The 17,510-nt window shown below is 66.7% G+C and carries 27 protein-coding genes; all 27 read left to right on the plus strand.

What is annotated here, in order from left to right:
- Positions 1-33: 33 nt before the first annotated feature.
- The 27 genes from P0Y48_14030 to rplR all read left to right on the plus strand — a co-directional run bounded on the left by P0Y48_14030 (position 34) and on the right by rplR (position 17,501).
- Positions 34-321 carry a WXG100 family type VII secretion target gene (locus P0Y48_14030; protein ID WEK13557.1) on the plus strand — a complete coding sequence of 96 codons (288 nt, stop codon included), beginning with the start codon at positions 34-36 and terminating at the stop codon, positions 319-321.
- A gap of 116 nt (positions 322-437) precedes the next feature.
- The gene (locus P0Y48_14035; protein ID WEK13558.1) at positions 438-725 is read left to right on the plus strand and encodes a hypothetical protein; all 288 of its coding nucleotides are present in this window, start codon (positions 438-440) and stop codon (positions 723-725) included.
- Positions 725-2,611, plus strand: a complete 1,887-nt coding sequence (locus tag P0Y48_14040) for a hypothetical protein (protein WEK13559.1) — start codon at positions 725-727, stop codon at positions 2,609-2,611. The genes P0Y48_14035 and P0Y48_14040 overlap by 1 nt, the downstream gene beginning before the upstream one ends.
- A 43-nt stretch (positions 2,612-2,654) precedes the next feature.
- Positions 2,655-3,137, plus strand: coding sequence for a hypothetical protein (locus tag P0Y48_14045; protein WEK13560.1), 483 nt, complete (start codon positions 2,655-2,657; stop codon positions 3,135-3,137).
- On the plus strand, positions 3,134-3,802 hold the full coding sequence (locus P0Y48_14050) for a hypothetical protein (GenBank protein WEK13561.1): 669 nt from the start codon (positions 3,134-3,136) through the stop codon (positions 3,800-3,802). The genes P0Y48_14045 and P0Y48_14050 overlap by 4 nt, the downstream gene beginning before the upstream one ends.
- Before the next feature lie 312 nt (positions 3,803-4,114).
- Positions 4,115-4,483, plus strand: a complete 369-nt coding sequence (gene rpsL / locus P0Y48_14055) for a 30S ribosomal protein S12 (protein WEK13562.1) — start codon at positions 4,115-4,117, stop codon at positions 4,481-4,483.
- Between the two features lie 5 nt (positions 4,484-4,488).
- Positions 4,489-4,959, plus strand: coding sequence for a 30S ribosomal protein S7 (gene rpsG, locus P0Y48_14060; protein ID WEK13563.1), 471 nt, complete (start codon positions 4,489-4,491; stop codon positions 4,957-4,959).
- 111 nt (positions 4,960-5,070) lie between these two features.
- Positions 5,071-7,185 carry an elongation factor G gene (gene fusA / locus P0Y48_14065; GenBank protein WEK13564.1) on the plus strand — a complete coding sequence of 705 codons (2,115 nt, stop codon included), beginning with the start codon at positions 5,071-5,073 and terminating at the stop codon, positions 7,183-7,185.
- A 151-nt stretch (positions 7,186-7,336) separates the two neighbouring features.
- A complete protein-coding gene (gene tuf / locus P0Y48_14070; GenBank protein ID WEK13565.1) occupies positions 7,337-8,530 on the plus strand; it encodes an elongation factor Tu in 1,194 nt (397 codons plus the stop codon).
- A gap of 177 nt (positions 8,531-8,707) precedes the next feature.
- Entirely contained in the window at positions 8,708-8,923 is a 216-nt protein-coding gene (locus P0Y48_14075) for an Rv0909 family putative TA system antitoxin (protein WEK13566.1), read from the plus strand.
- Between the two features lie 450 nt (positions 8,924-9,373).
- Positions 9,374-9,682: a 30S ribosomal protein S10 gene (gene rpsJ / locus P0Y48_14080; GenBank protein ID WEK13567.1), complete on the plus strand. Its 309-nt coding sequence runs from the start codon at positions 9,374-9,376 to the stop codon at positions 9,680-9,682.
- Positions 9,683-9,689: 7 nt separating this feature from the next.
- Positions 9,690-10,349, plus strand: a complete 660-nt coding sequence (gene rplC / locus P0Y48_14085; GenBank protein ID WEK13568.1) for a 50S ribosomal protein L3 — start codon at positions 9,690-9,692, stop codon at positions 10,347-10,349.
- Positions 10,350-10,351: 2 nt separating this feature from the next.
- Entirely contained in the window at positions 10,352-11,014 is a 663-nt protein-coding gene (rplD, locus tag P0Y48_14090) for a 50S ribosomal protein L4 (GenBank protein WEK13569.1), read from the plus strand.
- Positions 11,011-11,310, plus strand: coding sequence for a 50S ribosomal protein L23 (rplW, locus tag P0Y48_14095; GenBank protein ID WEK13570.1), 300 nt, complete (start codon positions 11,011-11,013; stop codon positions 11,308-11,310). The genes rplD and rplW overlap by 4 nt, the downstream gene beginning before the upstream one ends.
- A 25-nt stretch (positions 11,311-11,335) precedes the next feature.
- A complete protein-coding gene (gene rplB, locus P0Y48_14100) occupies positions 11,336-12,175 on the plus strand; it encodes a 50S ribosomal protein L2 (protein WEK13571.1) in 840 nt (279 codons plus the stop codon).
- Between the two features lie 12 nt (positions 12,176-12,187).
- The gene (gene rpsS, locus P0Y48_14105) at positions 12,188-12,469 is read left to right on the plus strand and encodes a 30S ribosomal protein S19 (protein WEK13572.1); all 282 of its coding nucleotides are present in this window, start codon (positions 12,188-12,190) and stop codon (positions 12,467-12,469) included.
- 38 nt (positions 12,470-12,507) lie between these two features.
- Positions 12,508-12,900, plus strand: a complete 393-nt coding sequence (rplV, locus tag P0Y48_14110; protein ID WEK13573.1) for a 50S ribosomal protein L22 — start codon at positions 12,508-12,510, stop codon at positions 12,898-12,900.
- Positions 12,900-13,655 carry a 30S ribosomal protein S3 gene (rpsC, locus tag P0Y48_14115; GenBank protein ID WEK13574.1) on the plus strand — a complete coding sequence of 252 codons (756 nt, stop codon included), beginning with the start codon at positions 12,900-12,902 and terminating at the stop codon, positions 13,653-13,655. Before rplV ends, rpsC begins: the two co-directional genes overlap by 1 nt.
- A complete protein-coding gene (gene rplP / locus P0Y48_14120; GenBank protein WEK13575.1) occupies positions 13,655-14,074 on the plus strand; it encodes a 50S ribosomal protein L16 in 420 nt (139 codons plus the stop codon). The genes rpsC and rplP overlap by 1 nt, the downstream gene beginning before the upstream one ends.
- Positions 14,074-14,388, plus strand: coding sequence for a 50S ribosomal protein L29 (rpmC, locus tag P0Y48_14125; protein ID WEK13576.1), 315 nt, complete (start codon positions 14,074-14,076; stop codon positions 14,386-14,388). Before rplP ends, rpmC begins: the two co-directional genes overlap by 1 nt.
- A 119-nt stretch (positions 14,389-14,507) precedes the next feature.
- Entirely contained in the window at positions 14,508-14,774 is a 267-nt protein-coding gene (gene rpsQ, locus P0Y48_14130) for a 30S ribosomal protein S17 (protein ID WEK15089.1), read from the plus strand.
- A 35-nt stretch (positions 14,775-14,809) separates the two neighbouring features.
- On the plus strand, positions 14,810-15,178 hold the full coding sequence (gene rplN, locus P0Y48_14135) for a 50S ribosomal protein L14 (protein ID WEK13577.1): 369 nt from the start codon (positions 14,810-14,812) through the stop codon (positions 15,176-15,178).
- A 2-nt stretch (positions 15,179-15,180) separates the two neighbouring features.
- Positions 15,181-15,540, plus strand: coding sequence for a 50S ribosomal protein L24 (gene rplX, locus P0Y48_14140; protein ID WEK13578.1), 360 nt, complete (start codon positions 15,181-15,183; stop codon positions 15,538-15,540).
- A gap of 2 nt (positions 15,541-15,542) precedes the next feature.
- Positions 15,543-16,130, plus strand: coding sequence for a 50S ribosomal protein L5 (gene rplE, locus P0Y48_14145; protein ID WEK13579.1), 588 nt, complete (start codon positions 15,543-15,545; stop codon positions 16,128-16,130).
- A gap of 67 nt (positions 16,131-16,197) precedes the next feature.
- Positions 16,198-16,596 carry a 30S ribosomal protein S8 gene (gene rpsH / locus P0Y48_14150; GenBank protein WEK13580.1) on the plus strand — a complete coding sequence of 133 codons (399 nt, stop codon included), beginning with the start codon at positions 16,198-16,200 and terminating at the stop codon, positions 16,594-16,596.
- Between the two features lie 6 nt (positions 16,597-16,602).
- Positions 16,603-17,139: a 50S ribosomal protein L6 gene (gene rplF / locus P0Y48_14155; protein ID WEK13581.1), complete on the plus strand. Its 537-nt coding sequence runs from the start codon at positions 16,603-16,605 to the stop codon at positions 17,137-17,139.
- A 2-nt stretch (positions 17,140-17,141) separates the two neighbouring features.
- On the plus strand, positions 17,142-17,501 hold the full coding sequence (gene rplR / locus P0Y48_14160) for a 50S ribosomal protein L18 (GenBank protein WEK13582.1): 360 nt from the start codon (positions 17,142-17,144) through the stop codon (positions 17,499-17,501).
- Positions 17,502-17,510 lie beyond the last annotated feature (9 nt).

Raw genomic sequence — 17,510 nt, forward strand, 5'->3', positions numbered from 1 at the left:
GAGGTCCGGTGATTCTGAAAGGGAGATGGATCGATGGCTGATTTCAAGGCTTCGTACGGCGAGATGGAAGCGATGTCGGGGAAGCTCGACTCGGGTCGTGAGGAGATCGGTGACATTCTTCGTCGTCTGAAGAGCGATGTGGACCGGTTGCTGGGCGATGACTTCAAGACGCAGCACGCGTCGGGCAAGTTCGGTGAGGGGTACAACGAGCTCACCACCGGTCTGGAGAAGGCCATCGAGGGCATCTCGGACATGGGTGAGTCGCTGCGCAAGATGCAGCAGGCGATCAAGGACACCGACCAGGCACTCGCCGGCAACTGACGTCCTCCGGTCGCGGCGGGCGGCGCCCCTGGAGGGTGCCGCCGCCGCGACCGACGCATTTCTGCCGCCGGCCGCGGCATCCCCGTCCCTTCCCGTTCCGAACCGCGAGGCATCCGATGGCTGACATGGTCCGACTCGACCTCGGCGAGATCGCCGCGACCGCGAGTCGCGCTGAGCGCATCCGTCGCACGTTCGACGCGTCGGACGACTCGGCCCGACGAGCCGCGGATGCCTGCGGGCACGACGACCTGGCCGACACCGTGCGGCGATTCGCCTCGACGTGGGACGACCGGCGCCGGGGGATGGCCGAGGCGCTGGGCACCCTGGGCGGCGTGCTGGAGGACATCCGCACGGCGTTCACGCAGATCGACCTGGAACTCGGCTCGGCGGCAGGGGAGCGCTGATGGAGCAGCTCGACGGCGACCCGGTCGTCCTCCGCAGCACCGGACAGCGCTATCGCGAGACGGCCGCCGCCATCCGCATCGCCGTCTCCACTCTGCAGGACATCTCCCGCCCGGGCGCCATGGTGAGTGTCGCGATCGATCGCGTGCGCGGCGACGCGGAGCATCTCGCGAGCGAGATCGATGCGGCCGAGAGCCGCTACGGCGAGACGGGTGAGGCGCTCCTCGACTACGCGGCGGCGCTCGCCGACGCGCAGGAGCGCGCTGCGCGCGCCATCGCCGACCACGATGCCGCGGCCACCGATCGCGCGGCGGCCCAGACGCGTTCGCGCTCGCTGCGATCCGAGCGCTCCACGCTGCTGCGCACCTCGACCACCGCCGCGTCCGGCGGCGACGGCGCCGACGAACTCTCCGGCCTCGACCGCCTGCTGCGCGGTGCCGGATCCGATGCCGCGGATGCCGAGGCCGCTGCCACCGCCGCGCGGCGACGCTACGACGATGCGGTCGCCGATCGCGATCGCGCCGCTCGCGCCGCCATGGACCGCATCCGTGACGTCGTCGAGGGCAGTTCGCTCAACGACTCCTTCTGGGACGACGTGTCCGGCGTGTTCCACGACATCGTCGACTTCCTGGCGGATGCGCTGGAGGCGATCGTCGACGCGATCGTCGCGGTGCTGGAGGCGATCGTCACGCTCATCGTGACCGTGCTCGCCGTGCTCGCGGCGGTGCTGCTCCTGGGCCTCGTGATCCTCGTCGCGCTGGCGCTCGCGATCGTCGCGCTCGCCGTGCTCGTACTCGTCGTGGCCGCCGCCCTCGTGCTCCTCGTCGTCGCCGCCCTGCTGGTGCTGGGGCTCGTGCTCGCCGCCCTCGCGGTGCTTGTGATCCTGGTCGCGCGGGTGCTGGTGGGCCTGTTCGTGTTCGTCGTCGGGTTCTCGTGGCTCCTCGCGATCAATCTGCTGCGCGGCATGGACCCGATGCAGGCGCTCGTGCAGGCGGCGATCCCCGCGCTGCTCACGGCGTTCCCCGAGCTGTGGGCCGTCATCGCGCTCGCGTCGCTGCAGGAGACCGGCACGCCGGAGTTCGTCGATGCCGAGGCGCAGCCGCGCCGTCAGGACGAGTCGCTGTCGACGATGTTCGACGACCTCATGGCGATCGACGAAGCGGGGCACCTCGACCCCGACGACGATTCCGTCAACCACGAGTCGGTCGTGCGGATCATCCCGTTCGTCGGCCCCGACGGTCAGATCATCTACCGTGTGCACATCCCCTCGACGCAGCAGTGGACGCCCGGGGGAACCAGCGGGAACGACGTGACCAGCGACGTCGTCGCCAAGATGAACCAGGCTCAGCAGACACAGCTGGAGAAGATGGTCATCGACGCGATGAAGCGCGCCGGCATCCAACCCGGAGACCACGTCATGCTCGCCGGCTGGAGTCTCGGCGGCATCACGGCGGGGAACCTCGCCGCCGACCCCGAGTTCTCCAGCACGTACCGCGTGGATGCCATCGCCGTCGCCGGCTCGTCGGTGGACGACCTGGACATCCCGCACTCGACACGCGTGCTCGACGTGTCGCATTCGACCGATCCCGTGCCGCGCACCGAGAACCCCTACGCCGCCGACCACTCGGACGATCCCAACCGCTACAAGATCGACGTGCCGGCACCCAACCCGGGCGAGGGGTTGGGCCACAACGCGAAGCAGTACCAGTCGACCGTCGACGCGCAGGTGACGCAGGGCGGGAGCCAGGCGGGCCGCGACTTCCTCGCGGATGATCCGAACGCCCAGGACGGCGTGCAGATCTCGGACTACTTCGGCACGCCGGCGACGCGCGACGAAGACGGCAACCGGATCGGAACGCACGACTACGCGTACACGCGCGGCGACTGAGGCAAGGGCCGACAGAATGGGACGAGAGAGACGGGAGGGCGCCATGCCCCTACGAGAGATCCGCCGCGCGGCCGCGGTGCTCGTCGCGGCGCTGTGCGCGCTCGTCCTGGTCGCGTGCGCCGCGTCACCGACCCCGACGACACCCGAAGGAGAACCGGACATGGACAAAGCAGCCGTGACGGCGGCGATCGAGGAGATCCCCGGCGTCGCGTCGGCCGACGTCGGCGCCTTCAACACGGGTACGCCGGGATCGTTCGCCGCGCGCATCGCCCTCACCCTCGACGAGAGCGGACTCGCACGCCTCGGCGAGGTGCTTCACGAAGCGGTGCGGGCGGTCGCCGCCGACCCTGGCGACTACGCGACGTACGAGTTCGAGGTGACGGCGCCCGACGAGAGCGAGCCGTCCGACCTCATCGTGCTGACCCTCTCGCGCTACCGCGACGGCATCCCGTTCTCCCAGGGAACGTACCTCGGCTCGACGCTGTCGCTGACGGCATCCGAGCTCGCGGAGGTCGCCGCCGGATGAGCCGCCGTCCCGCGCTGGAACTCACCCTCCCCGGCGATTGGCACCCCGTGCCGCTGGGGGAGGACGCCGCGATCGACGAGGACGTCGCCTCGTTCGTGCGCGAACACTTCGGTCGTCGCGACGACCAGGCGGTCTTCCGCGCCCAGCAGCGGGAGCGTCTGCGGACCGCAGCGCGCCGGGCCCGGGATGCCGGTGCCGCGCAGTTCCAGCTGTCGCTCACGGTGCCCGGCGGCGTCGGTCTCGCCGCCACGGTCGCGGAGTATCACCCGGCGCTGCCCCTCGGCACCGCCACCGAGCCGCCGGCCGTCGCCGACGCGCTCGTGCGCGTTCTCGCCGGCGGCGCGTCCTCGGCTGCAGAGGCGGGCGATCACTGGGACGCGTTCGCCGCCGCAGGCGGTGCCGTCTTCGATCGCGGCGACGGTCTCGTGCTCCGGACGACGCGGCGACGCGCCCCCGTGGACGACGACGATCTCGGCGCGACCACGGTGGACTACTGGCTCACGCGGCCGGGCCGCCCCGATGCCGTGCTCGTGAGTTTCACGACCGCGCTGGTCGACCTCGAGCCGGTGATGGTGGAGCTGTTCGACGCGATCGTCTCGGCGGCCTCGTGGGCTGCGGAACCCGGTGAGCCGGCGACCTCGTTGCGAGCGGAACTCCAGGGCTGACCGCGGCGACGCCCACGGCATCCTCTCCGGTATCCCGCGTGGCATCCGCGTTTGCCGCCGTTTGTAATACGGCGTATCATTGACCGGGTGTGCGCTCTCGCGCGCCCTGCGTCGCGCCAACGGTGCGGACAGGGCAGGGAGCGTCGCACATCAGGGATCGTCCTGCGAACAGGGCGCCCCCACGGCATATCCACCACTTACACGTTCGACGCTCTCGCGTCGTGCCGGTGGATCTGTGGTGAAACCACGAACGCTGTCACCGTGCAGCACCTGTGCGGACCGAAGGCCCGCACAGCTCAACAAGGAGAGAACGTGCCAACCATTCAGCAGTTGGTTCGCAAGGGTCGCTCGCCCAAGGTCTCGAAGACCAAGGCGCCCGCCCTGAAGGCGAACCCGCAGCAGGCGGGTGTCTGCACCCGCGTGTACACGACCACGCCCAAGAAGCCGAACTCGGCGATGCGCAAGGTCGCCCGTGTCAAGCTTCGCAACGGCACCGAGGTCACCGCGTACATCCCCGGCGAGGGTCACAACCTGCAGGAGCACTCGTTGGTGCTCGTCCGCGGCGGTCGTGTGAAGGACCTCCCCGGTGTGCGCTACAAGATCGTCCGCGGCGCCCTGGACACCCAGGCCGTCAAGAACCGCAAGCAGGCCCGTAGTCGCTACGGCGCCAAGAAGGGCTGAGTCAGATGCCTCGCAAGGGACCCGCACCCCGCCGCATCGTCGTCAACGACCCGGTCTACGGTGCTCCGATCGTCACCCAGCTGGTGAACAAGATCCTCGTCGACGGCAAGAAGTCGCTCGCCGAGTCGATCGTCTACAACGCCCTCAAGGGCGTCGAGGCCAAGAACGGCCAGGATGCCGTCGCGACGCTCAAGAAGGCGCTCGACAACGTCCGTCCCACCCTCGAGGTCAAGAGCCGCCGCGTCGGCGGTTCGACCTACCAGGTGCCCGTCGAGGTCAAGCCGCACCGCGCGAACACGCTCGCGCTGCGCTGGCTCGTCAGCTACGCGAAGGGCCGTCGTGAGAAGACGATGACCGAGCGTCTGCAGAACGAGATCCTCGACGCCTCGAACGGCCTCGGTGCCGCGGTCAAGCGCCGTGAAGACACCCACAAGATGGCCGAGTCGAACCGCGCCTTCGCGCACTACCGCTGGTAATCCGTTTCGACTCGCTTCGCTCGCTCAACGACCGAAGTACCGGTCGTTGAGCGAGCGGCGAAGCCGCGAGTCGAAACGCCCCACCCGAACCTCCAGATAAAGGACATCCCCGTGGCACAAGAAGTGCTCACCGACCTCAACAAGGTCCGCAACATCGGCATCATGGCGCACATCGATGCCGGCAAGACGACGACGACCGAGCGCATCCTGTTCTACACGGGCGTCAACCACAAGCTCGGTGAGACGCACGACGGTGCCTCGACGACCGACTGGATGGAGCAGGAGAAGGAGCGCGGCATCACGATCACGTCTGCCGCCGTGACCTGCTTCTGGAACAAGAACCAGATCAACATCATCGACACCCCCGGCCACGTCGACTTCACGGTCGAGGTCGAGCGCTCGCTCCGCGTGCTCGACGGCGCGGTCGCCGTCTTCGACGGCAAGGAGGGCGTCGAGCCCCAGTCCGAGACCGTCTGGCGTCAGGCCGACAAGTACGACGTCCCGCGCATCTGCTTCGTCAACAAGATGGACAAGCTCGGTGCCGACTTCTACTTCACGGTCGACACGATCATCAACCGTCTCGGCGCGAAGCCGCTCGTCCTCCAGCTGCCGATCGGCGCCGAGAACGACTTCATCGGCGTCATCGACCTCGTCGAGATGCGCGCACTGGTGTGGCCCGGCGATGCCAAGGGTGACGTGACCATGGGCGCGAAGTACGAGATCCAGGAGATCCCGGCCGACCTCGCCGACCGTGCCGCCGAGTACCGCGAGAAGCTGCTCGAGACGGTCGCCGAGAGCGACGAGACCCTGCTGGAGAAGTACTTCGGCGGTGAGGAGCTCTCGATCGCCGAGATCAAGGGCGCCATCCGCAAGATGACCGTCTCCGGTGAGCTCTACCCCGTCCTGTGCGGCTCCGCGTTCAAGAACCGCGGCGTGCAGCCCATGCTCGACGCGGTCGTCGACTTCCTCCCGTCGCCCCTCGACGTGCCCGCCATCGAGGCGCACGACCCGAAGGACGAGGAGAAGGTCATCGAGCGTCACCCCGACGCCAACGACCCGTTCGCCGCGCTGGCCTTCAAGGTCGCGGTGCACCCCTTCTTCGGTCGCCTCACCTACATCCGCGTCTACTCGGGTCACCTCGACTCCGGCGCGCAGGTCATCAACTCGACCAAGGGCAAGAAGGAGCGCATCGGGAAGATCTTCCAGATGCACGCCAACAAGGAGAACCCGGTCGACTCGGTCACCGCGGGCAACATCTACGCCGTGATCGGCCTGAAGGACACCACCACCGGTGACACCCTGGCCGACCCGAACGAGCCGGTCGTCCTCGAGTCGATGACGTTCCCCGAGCCCGTCATCGAGGTCGCGATCGAGCCCAAGACGAAGGCCGACCAGGAGAAGCTGGGTGTCGCCATCCAGAAGCTCGCCGAGGAAGACCCGACGTTCCGCACCGAGCTCAACCCCGAGACAGGTCAGACCGTCATCAAGGGCATGGGCGAGCTGCACCTCGACATCCTCGTCGACCGCATGAAGCGCGAGTTCCGCGTCGAGGCGAACGTCGGCAAGCCGCAGGTGGCGTACCGCGAGACCATCCGCAAGACGGTCGAGCGTCACGACTACACGCACAAGAAGCAGACCGGTGGTTCGGGTCAGTTCGCGAAGATCCAGTTCGCGCTCGAGCCCCTCGAGGTCACGGCCGACAAGACGTACGAGTTCGAGAACAAGGTCACCGGTGGCCGCATCCCGCGCGAGTACATCGAGCCGACCAACCAGGGCTTCCAGGACGCCATGAACGTCGGCGTGCTCGCCGGCTACCCCATGGTGGGCGTGAAGGCGATCCTGCTCGACGGTGCGTCGCACGACGTCGACTCGTCCGAGATGGCGTTCAAGATCGCCGGCTCGATGGGCTTCAAGGAGGCCGTCCGCAAGGCGAACCCCGCCATCCTCGAGCCGCTCATGAGCGTCGAGGTCCGTACTCCCGAGGAGTACATGGGTGACGTCATCGGCGACCTCAACAGCCGCCGTGGCCAGATCCAGTCCATGGAAGACGCCGCCGGCGTGAAGGTCGTCCGTGCGCTCGTCCCGCTGTCCGAGATGTTCGGCTACATCGGCGACCTGCGCTCGAAGACCTCGGGCCGCGCGGTCTACTCGATGGAGTTCGACTCGTACGCCGAGGTCCCCAAGGCCGTCGCCGACGAGATCGTCCAGAAGACCAAGGGCGAGTAACCCTTTCCCTGCTCGGATGCCGGGGGCCTGCGCTCCCGGCATCCACCCAAACTGAATACAGAACCGTCAACTACACTGACAACATCCCCGTAGAACGCCGGTCGCAATCCAGCGCCCGGAGCTCTACAACGACCGTCCTGAGGAGGACCCAGTGGCTAAGGCCAAGTTCGAGCGGACCAAGCCGCACGTGAACATCGGAACGATCGGTCACGTCGACCACGGCAAGACGACGCTCACCGCGGCGATCTCGAAGGTGCTCGCTGACAAGTTCCCGTCCGCGACCAACGTCCAGCGCGACTTCGCGTCGATCGACTCGGCTCCCGAGGAGCGTCAGCGCGGCATCACGATCAACATCTCGCACGTCGAGTACGAGACCCCGAAGCGTCACTACGCTCACGTCGACGCCCCGGGTCACGCCGACTACATCAAGAACATGATCACCGGTGCCGCTCAAATGGACGGCGCGATCCTCGTGGTCGCCGCCACCGACGGTCCGATGGCGCAGACGCGCGAGCACGTGCTGCTCGCCAAGCAGGTCGGCGTGCCCTACCTGCTCGTCGCGCTGAACAAGTCGGACATGGTCGACGACGAGGAGATCCTGGAGCTCGTCGAGCTCGAGGTTCGCGAGCTGCTCTCGTCGCAGGACTTCGACGGCGACAACGCTCCCGTCGTCCGCGTCTCGGGCCTTAAGGCTCTCGAGGGCGACGAGAAGTGGACGCAGGCGATCCTCGACCTCATGGAGGCCGTCGACGAGTCCATCCCCGACCCGGTGCGTGACAAGGACAAGCCGTTCCTCATGCCCGTCGAGGACGTCTTCACCATCACCGGCCGTGGCACGGTCGTCACGGGTCGCGCCGAGCGTGGCACCCTGGCGATCAACTCGGAGATCGAGATCGTGGGTCTGCGCCCGACGCAGAAGACGATCGTCACCGGTATCGAGATGTTCCACAAGCAGCTCGACGAGGCCTGGGCCGGCGAGAACTGTGGTCTGCTCCTGCGCGGCACCAAGCGTGACGACGTCGAGCGCGGCCAGGTCATCGTGAAGCCGGGTTCGGTCACGCCGCACACCAACTTCGAGGGCACGGCGTACATCCTGTCCAAGGAGGAGGGTGGCCGTCACAACCCCTTCTACACGAACTACCGCCCGCAGTTCTACTTCCGCACCACCGACGTCACCGGCGTCATCTCGCTGCCCGAGGGCACCGAGATGGTCATGCCCGGTGACACCACCGACATGACGGTCGAGCTGATCCAGCCGATCGCCATGGAAGAGGGCCTCGGCTTCGCGATCCGTGAGGGTGGCCGCACCGTCGGCGCCGGCACGGTCACGAAGATCGTGAAGTAAGTCTTTCCAGACTGCATCGAGAGGGCCGGATCCGAAAGGATCCGGCCCTTTCGGCATGCTCGGCCCAGAAGTGCGCGTTGCCGGTGGGATGGGCCTGGACCGGAGGCTGCCTTCGCGTCATGATGGTGCCAGCACGACGGCGTCCGCCGGTGTGTCCGCCGAGCGGGAGGAGAACATATGGGCATCGAGGATCTCGTGAACCAGGGCAAGGATTTCCTGGAGAAGAACAAGGACAAGATCGAGGAGACGCTCAACTCCGATCAGGCCGAGGAGGTCAGCGACAACGTCCTCGACGCTGCTGCTGAGTTCGTCAAGAAGGTCGCCCCCGAGTCGGCCCACGGCACCGTGGACGACGTCCGGGGCACGATCGACTCGAAGATCGGCAACGAGTAACACCTCGCCGAACGAGGGACGGATGCCACGCGGCATCCGTCCCTCCGTCGTTCACGGCCCGGCAGACGCGCTGTGCGGGCGATTCGACGATGCGCGACACGCCCGAGTTTGCGACACGCCCGGGCGGCACGTAGACTAGTGAGGTTCCACATTCCTGCGTGCGCACCAGCGCGCTGCGGGATCACTGCCAGGGCAGTGCATAGGCGGCGCCTCCTCCTCGTGAGGACCGGTGCAGGGTCCTAGGCCGCGGGCAGCAGAACACCACATCCGACTCCTCACCTGGGAACAGGTTCCGCACGCGTGCGGGGGAGCGGACTGACATCAGAACAGCGGTGCAGCATCCCTCACCGGTTCGCAACACGAGCCGTGAGGACGAAGTACCCGGCGTAACCGCGCCACGTGCGTCCAATGCCCGAGAGGTATGACGCGAGAAAAGAGAGTGAGCAGACAATGGCGGGACAGAAGATCCGCATTCGCCTGAAGTCGTATGACCACGAGGTCATCGACACGTCGGCGCGAAAGATCGTCGACACCGTGACCCGTGCGGGCGCGACTGTCGTGGGCCCCGTGCCCCTTCCGACCGAGAAGAACGTCGTGTGCGTCATCCGGTCGCCCCACAAGTACAAGGACAGCCGCGAGCACTTCGAGATGCGCACCCACAAGCGTCTGATCGACATCATCGACCCGACGCCCAAGGCCGTCGACTCGCTGATGCGCCTCGACCTCCCGGCCGACGTCAACATCGAGATCAAGCTCTGAGGTCGACATGGCTGACATCAACAACAAGGTTTCCAAGGGTCTGCTGGGTACCAAGCTCGGCATGACCCAGGTCTGGGACGAGAACGGCAAGCTCGTTCCCGTCACCGTCATCGAGGTCGCGCCGAACGTGGTCACCCAGGTTCGCACGCCCGAGAAGGACGGCTACAACGCGGTGCAGATCGGCTACGGCCAGATCGACCCCCGCAAGGTGAACAAGCCGCTGACGGCCCACTTCGAGGCCGCGGGCGTGACCCCGCGCCGCCACCTCACCGAGGTGCGCACGGCGGATGCCGCTGACTACTCACTCGGTCAGGAGCTCACCGTCGACGCCACCTTCGAGGCCGGCCAGCGGATCGACGTCGTCGGCACCAGCAAGGGCAAGGGCACCGCCGGTGTCATGAAGCGCCACAACTTCAAGGGTGTCTCCGCTTCGCACGGTGCGCACCGCAACCACCGCAAGCCCGGCTCGATCGGTGCGTCCTCGACGCCCAGCCGCGTCTTCAAGGGCATGCGCATGGCCGGCCGTATGGGTGGCGAGCGCGTGACCGTCCTCAACCTCACGGTGCACGCCGTCGACGCCGAGAAGGGTCTGCTGCTCGTCAAGGGCGCCGTCCCCGGTGCGCGTGGCCGCATCGTCTACGTCCGCAACGCAGTGAAGGGTGCCTGATCATGGCTGACTCGACTCTCGCGCTCGACGTCCACGGCGTCGGCGGAAAGAAGGCCGGTTCGGTCGAGCTTCCCGCTGCCCTGTTCGACGTCAAGACGAACATCCCGCTCATCCACCAGGTCGTCGTCGCGCAGCTCGCGGCGGCTCGCCAGGGCACGCACTCGACCAAGCGTCGCGGTGAGGTCTCCGGCGCCGGCCGCAAGCCCTTCAAGCAGAAGGGCACGGGTAACGCCCGCCAGGGCTCGATCCGTGCGCCGCACATGACCGGTGGTGGCATCGTCCACGGCCCCAAGCCGCGCGACTACTCGCAGCGCACGCCCAAGAAGATGATCGCTGCGGCGCTCCTGGGCTCGCTCAGCGACCGCGCTCGCGGTGGCCGTCTGCACATCGTCGACTCCTTCGGCATCGAGGGCACGCCCTCGACGAAGGCCGCCGCCGCCGTTCTGACCGGTCTGTCGGCCGTCAAGAACGTCCTGGTGGTCATCGACCGCGACGACGAGATCACGATCAAGAGCGTGCGCAACCTCGCGTACGTCCACGTGCTCCCCGTCGGCCAGCTCAACGCCTACGACGTGCTCGTCTCCGACGACATCGTCTTCACCAAGGCCGCCTACGACGCGTTCGTCGCTGCGAAGGCCGGCGCCACCGAGGAGGTCTCGGCATGACCGCTGTGAACAAGGACCCGCGCGACATCATCCTGAAGCCGGTCGTCTCCGAGAAGAGCTACGGGCTCATCGACGAGGGCAAGTACACGTTCCTCGTGGACCCCCGCGCGACCAAGACCGAGATCAAGTTCGCCATCGAGAAGATCTTCGGCGTCAAGGTCGCCGCGGTGAACACCATCAACCGCGTGGGCAAGGCCCGTCGCACCCGCTTCGGCATCGGCAAGCGCAAGGACACCAAGCGCGCGATCGTCACGCTGAAGTCGGGCACCATCGACATCTTCACGGCAGTCGGCTGACGGTCGGGATAGAGGACAACACACCATGGCTATTCGCAAGTACAAGCCCACGACCCCGGGTCGTCGCGGTTCGTCGGTGGCTGACTTCGCCGAGATCACGCGCTCGACGCCGGAGAAGTCGCTGCTGCGCCCCCTGTCGAAGACCGGTGGCCGCAACAACCAGGGCCGCATCACCACCCGTCACATCGGTGGCGGACACAAGCGCCAGTACCGTCTGATCGACTTCCGTCGCAACGACAAGGACGGCGTCAACGCCAAGGTCGCTCACATCGAGTACGACCCCAACCGCACGGCGCGTATCGCGCTCCTGCACTACTTCGACGGTGAGAAGCGCTACATCCTCGCCCCGAACAAGCTGCAGCAGGGCGACATCGTCGAGTCGGGTGCCGGCGCGGACATCAAGCCGGGCAACAACCTGCCGCTGCGCAACATCCCCACCGGTACCGTGATCCACGCGATCGAGCTCCGCCCCGGCGGCGGCGCCAAGCTCGCGCGCTCCGCGGGCACCTCGGTGCGTCTCGTCGCGAAGGACGGCCCTTACGCCCAGCTGCGTCTGCCGTCCGGCGAGATCCGCAACGTCGATGCGCGCTGCCGCGCGACGATCGGCGAGGTCGGCAACGCCGAGCAGTCGAACATCAACTGGGGCAAGGCCGGCCGCAAGCGCTGGAAGGGTGTCCGCCCGACCGTCCGTGGTGTCGCGATGAACCCGGTCGACCACCCGCACGGTGGTGGTGAGGGCAAGACGTCCGGTGGACGTCACCCCGTCTCTCCTTGGGGCCAGGCTGAGGGTCGCACCCGCCACGCCAACAAGGAAAGCGACAAGTACATCGTCCGTCGTCGCAACGCCGGCAAGAAGCGCAAGTAGGAGTAGAGGAAGATGCCTCGCAGCCTTAAGAAGGGCCCCTTCGTCGACGAGCACCTGCTTCGCAAGGTCGTCTCGCAGAACGAAGCCGGTACCAAGAACGTCATCAAGACCTGGTCGCGCCGTTCGATGATCATCCCCGCCATGCTGGGACACACCATCGCCGTGCACGACGGACGCAAGCACATCCCCGTGTTCGTGTCCGAGACCATGGTCGGCCACAAGCTGGGCGAGTTCGCGCCCACCCGCACCTTCCGCGGCCACGTGAAGGACGACAAGAAGGGCCGCCGCCGCTGACGCGGGGGCGTTCCAGAGAGGACTAGAGGAGGAGAGACATGGTGGAATCCATCGCACGCGTGAAGCACATCCGCGTGACCCCTCAGAAGGCTCGTCGTGTCGTCGCGCTCATCAAGGGCAAGCAGGCTCAGGAGGCACTCGCCATCCTGAAGTTCGCCCCGCAGAGCGCCAGCGAGCCGATCTACAAGCTCGTTGCGGCAGCAGTCGCCAACGCCCGCGTGAAGGCGGACAAGGACGGCGAGTTCCTGGACGAGCAGGACCTGTACGTGAAGAACGCGTACGTGGACGAGGGCACGACGCTGAAGCGTTTCCAGCCCCGCGCCCAGGGTCGCGCCTTCCAGATCAAGAAGCGCACGAGCCACATCACCGTCGAGCTCGCGACCCCCGAGGTCGCTGAGGTCGCGACCACGACCAAGAAGGCGAGCAAGTAATGGGACAGAAGGTCAACCCGTACGGCTTCCGCCTCGGCATCACCACGGACCACGTGTCGCGTTGGTTCTCCGACTCGACGAAGCCGGGACAGCGTTACGCCGACTACGTGGCCGAGGACATCAAGATCCGCCGGCTTCTGCAGACGCAGCTCGACCGCGCAGGCGTCAGCGGTATCGAGATCGAGCGCACGCGTGACCGCGTCCGCGTCGACATCCACACCGCCCGCCCGGGCATCGTGATCGGTCGCCGCGGCGCCGAGGCCGAGCGCATCCGCGCCGACCTCGAGAAGCTCACCGGCAAGCAGATCCAGCTGAACATCCTCGAGGTCAAGAACCCCGAGGCCGACGCTCAGCTCGTCGCGCAGGGCATCGCCGAGCAGCTCTCTGCTCGTGTCGCCTTCCGTCGCGCGATGCGTAAGGGTCTCCAGGGCGCTCAGCGCGCCGGCGCCAAGGGCATCCGCATCCAGGTCTCCGGCCGTCTCGGCGGCGCGGAGATGAGCCGTTCGGAGTTCTACCGTGAGGGTCGTGTGCCGCTGCACACGCTCCGCGCGAACATCGACTACGGCTTCTACGAGGCCAAGACCACCTTCGGCCGCATCGGCGTGAAGGTCTGGATCTACAAAGGCGATCTCACCAACAAGGAGCTCGCGCGCGAGCAGGCCAACGCGCCGAAGTCCCGCGGTCGTGACGACCGTGGCGACCGTCGCCGTGGCCCGCGCAACGAGGCCCCCGTCGCAGAAGGAGCGTCTGCCTGATGCTTATTCCCCGCAAGGTCAAGTACCGCAAGCAGCACCACCCGGGCCGCTCGGGCCAGGCCACCGGTGGCACCAAGGTGTCGTTCGGTGAGTTCGGCATCCAGGCGCTCACGCCCGCTTACGTGACCAACCGTCAGATCGAGTCCGCTCGTATCGCCATGACGCGTCACATCAAGCGTGGTGGAAAGGTGTGGATCAACATCTACCCCGACCGTCCGCTCACCAAGAAGCCGGCTGAAACCCGCATGGGTTCCGGTAAGGGCTCGCCCGAGTGGTGGGTCGCGAACGTCAAGCCGGGTCGCGTCCTCTTCGAGGTCGCCGGCGTCAACGAGGAACTCGCTCGCGAGGCCCTGACCCGTGCAATTCACAAGCTGCCTCTCAAGGCACGCATCATCAAGCGCGAGGAGGGCGACGCGTAATGGCCGTCGGCACCAAGACGCTCGCTCCGAGCGAGCTCGATACGTTCGAAGACCAGCGCCTCGTCGAGGAGCTGCGCAAGGCCAAGGAAGAGCTGTTCAACCTGCGCTTCCAGTCGGCCACCGGCCAGCTCGAGAGCCACGGCCGCATCCGTGCGGTCAAGCGCGACATCGCGCGGCTCTACACCGTGATCCGTGAGCGCGAGCTCGGCATCCGTGCCACGCCCGCGCCCGTCGAGGTCGCGACGAAGGCGAAGAAGACGAAGGCCAAGAAGGCGGATGCCGCTGACGAGGCCGCGAAGGAAGAGGCCGAGTGATGGCTGAGACTGAGAAGAAGGCTCCGGCCAAGAAGCCGGCCGCCAAGAAGCCCGCCGCTGCTGCGGTTGCCGAGCCCGTCGAGACGCAGGTCGCCGGCCACGAGTCGGCAGCGCACGACGTGCGCGACGCCGACGCCCGTGGATACCGCAAGGCCCGCCGTGGCTACGTCGTCAGCGACAAGATGGACAAGACCATCGTCGTCGAGGTCGAGGACCGCGTGAAGCACCCGCTCTACGGCAAGGTCATCCGTCGTACCTCGAAGGTCAAGGCGCACGACGAGGCGAACACCGCCGGCATCGGCGACCTGGTCCTCATCAACGAGACCCGTCCGCTCAGCGCCACCAAGCGCTGGCGCCTGGTCGAGATCCTCGAGAAGGCCAAGTAAGGCCCCCGGCCTTCTTGGAACCCAAGGAGTAAGAAGTGATTCAGACTGAATCCCGCCTCAAGGTCGCCGACAACACCGGCGCCAAGGAGCTGCTGACCATCCGCGTGCTCGGTGGCTCCAGCCGTCGTTACGCCGGTCTGGGCGACATCATCGTCGCGACCGTCAAGGACGCGATCCCGGGCGGCAACGTGAAGAAGGGTGACGTGGTCAAGGCCGTCGTCGTCCGCACCAAGAAGCAGACCCGTCGTGCCGATGGGTCGTACATCAAGTTCGACGAGAACGCCGCCGTCATCCTGAAGAACGACGGGGAGCCCCGCGGCACCCGCATCTTCGGACCGGTCGGTCGTGAGCTTCGTGACAAGAAGTTCATGAAGATCGTCTCGCTGGCCCCGGAGGTCATCTGATCATGGCGAAGCTCAAGAAGGGTGACCTCGTTCAGGTCATCGCCGGCAAGAAGCAGGACAAGGGCGGCGACCGCGGTAAGCAGGGCAAGGTCCTCGAGATCCTCGTCGAGCAGAACCGTGTGATCGTCGAGGGCGTCAACTACGTCACCAAGCACAACCGTGTGGGCCAGTCCCAGCGCGGAACGAAGACGGGCGGCATCGAGACGATGGAAGCCCCGATCCACATCTCCAACGTCGCCCTCGTCGACCCCTCGACCAAGAAGCCGACCCGTGTCGGTCACCGTGTCGAGGAGCAGACGAAGGACGGCGTGAAGCGCACCGTCCGCGTGCGCTACGCGAAGAAGAGCGGCAAGGACCTCTGAATATGAGCACCACCACTGCCGCGGCGGCTGGCAAGATCCAGCCCCGCCTGAAGCAGAAGTACCAGGGCGAGATCAAGAAGGCTCTGCAGGAGGAGTTCGGCTACTCGAACGTCATGCAGATCCCCGGGATCGTCAAGGTTGTCGTGAACACCGGTGTCGGCGAGGCAGCTCGCGACAGCAAGGTGATCGAGGGCGCCATCGACGACCTCGTCAAGATCACCGGACAGCGTCCGCTCGTCACCAAGGCCCGCAAGTCGATCGCGCAGTTCAAGCTGCGTGAGGGACAGGCCATCGGCGCGCACGTCACCCTCCGCGGCGACCGCGCGTGGGAGTTCCTGGACCGCCTCGTGAACCTCGCGCTGCCCCGCATCCGCGACTTCCGCGGTCTGTCGCCCAAGCAGTTCGACGGCAACGGCAACTACACGTTCGGTCTCCAGGAGCAGTCCGTGTTCCACGAGATCAACCAGGACAAGATCGACCGCGTACGCGGCTTCGACATCACGATCGTCACGACGGCGAAGACGGATGACGAGGGTCGCTCGCTGCTGCGCCAGCTCGGGTTCCCGTTCAAGACGGACGACGCCCAGTAATACCCATCACGAAGGTCGGCTGTCGTGTAACGGCATCCGAAACCGCTGAACAAAGGAAACACACGAAATGACGATGACAGACCCGGTCGCAGACATGCTGACCCGTCTGCGCAACGCGAACTCCGCTCACCACGACACCGTGGCGCTGCCGAGCTCCAAGCTCAAGACGCACATCGCCGAGATCCTCCAGCAGGAGGGCTACATCGCCGGCTGGGAGGTCTCGGACGCCCGCGTCGGACAGACCCTCACCATGACGCTGAAGTACGGCCCGAACCGCGAGCGGTCGATCGCCGGCATCAAGCGCGTGTCGAAGCCCGGTCTCCGCGTCTACGCGAAGTCGACCGAGCTCCCCAAGGTCCTCGGTGGCCTGGGCGTCGCGATCCTGTCCACCTCCTCCGGTCTCCTCACGGACCGCCAGGCCGAGCAGAAGGGCGTGGGTGGGGAAGTCCTCGCCTACGTGTGGTGATCTGACATGTCGCGTATTGGACGTCTTCCCATCGACATCCCCGCAGGCGTGACCGTCGAGGTCGCCGGCCAGGATGTCGCCGTCAAGGGCCCGAAGGGCGAGCTGAAGCTCACCGTCGCGCGTCCGATCGAGGTTGCGGTCGAAGAGAACCAGGTTCTGGTCTCGCGTCCCGACGACGAGCGCGCATCGCGTTCGCTCCACGGTCTCACCCGCACCCTTATCAACAACAACATCATCGGCGTCACCCAGGGCTACACCAAGGGCCTCGAGGTCGTCGGCACCGGTTACCGCGTCGCGCAGAAGGGCACGGCGGTCGAGTTCGCACTCGGCTTCTCGCACCCTGTTCTCGTCGAGGCTCCGGCCGGCATCACGCTGACCGTCGAGGGCAACAACAAGCTCACCGTCAGCGGCATCGACAAGCAGGCGGTCGGTGAGGCCGCCGCGAACATCCGCAAGATCCGCAAGCCCGAGCCCTACAAGGGCAAGGGTGTGCGGTACGCCGGCGAGAACGTTCGCCGCAAGGCCGGAAAGAGTGGTAAGTAACCATGGCTATCACGTCCAAGTCCGACGCCCGCGCGCGTCGTCACAAGCGCCTTCGCAAGAAGGTCGTGGGCACCGAGTCGCGTCCGCGTCTCGTCGTCACCCGCTCTGCCCGCCACGTCTTCGTCCAGGTCGTGGACGACAGCAAGGGCCACACCGTGGCCTCGGCATCCACGCTCGAGACCGACCTGCGCGGCTTCGAGGGTGACAAGACCGCGAAGGCCCGCAAGGTCGGCGAACTCGTCGCCGAGCGTGCCAAGGCGGCCGGCATCGAGGATGTCGTGTTCGACCGTGGTGGCAACCGCTACGCGGGCCGTGTCGCGGCGATCGCCGAAGGCGCCCGCGAAGGGGGACTGAACCTGTGAGCGAAATCA

Origin of the sequence: Candidatus Microbacterium phytovorans (genome assembly GCA_029202445.1) — a bacterium.
Classification (GTDB): Bacteria; Actinomycetota; Actinomycetes; order Actinomycetales; family Microbacteriaceae; genus Microbacterium; species Microbacterium phytovorans.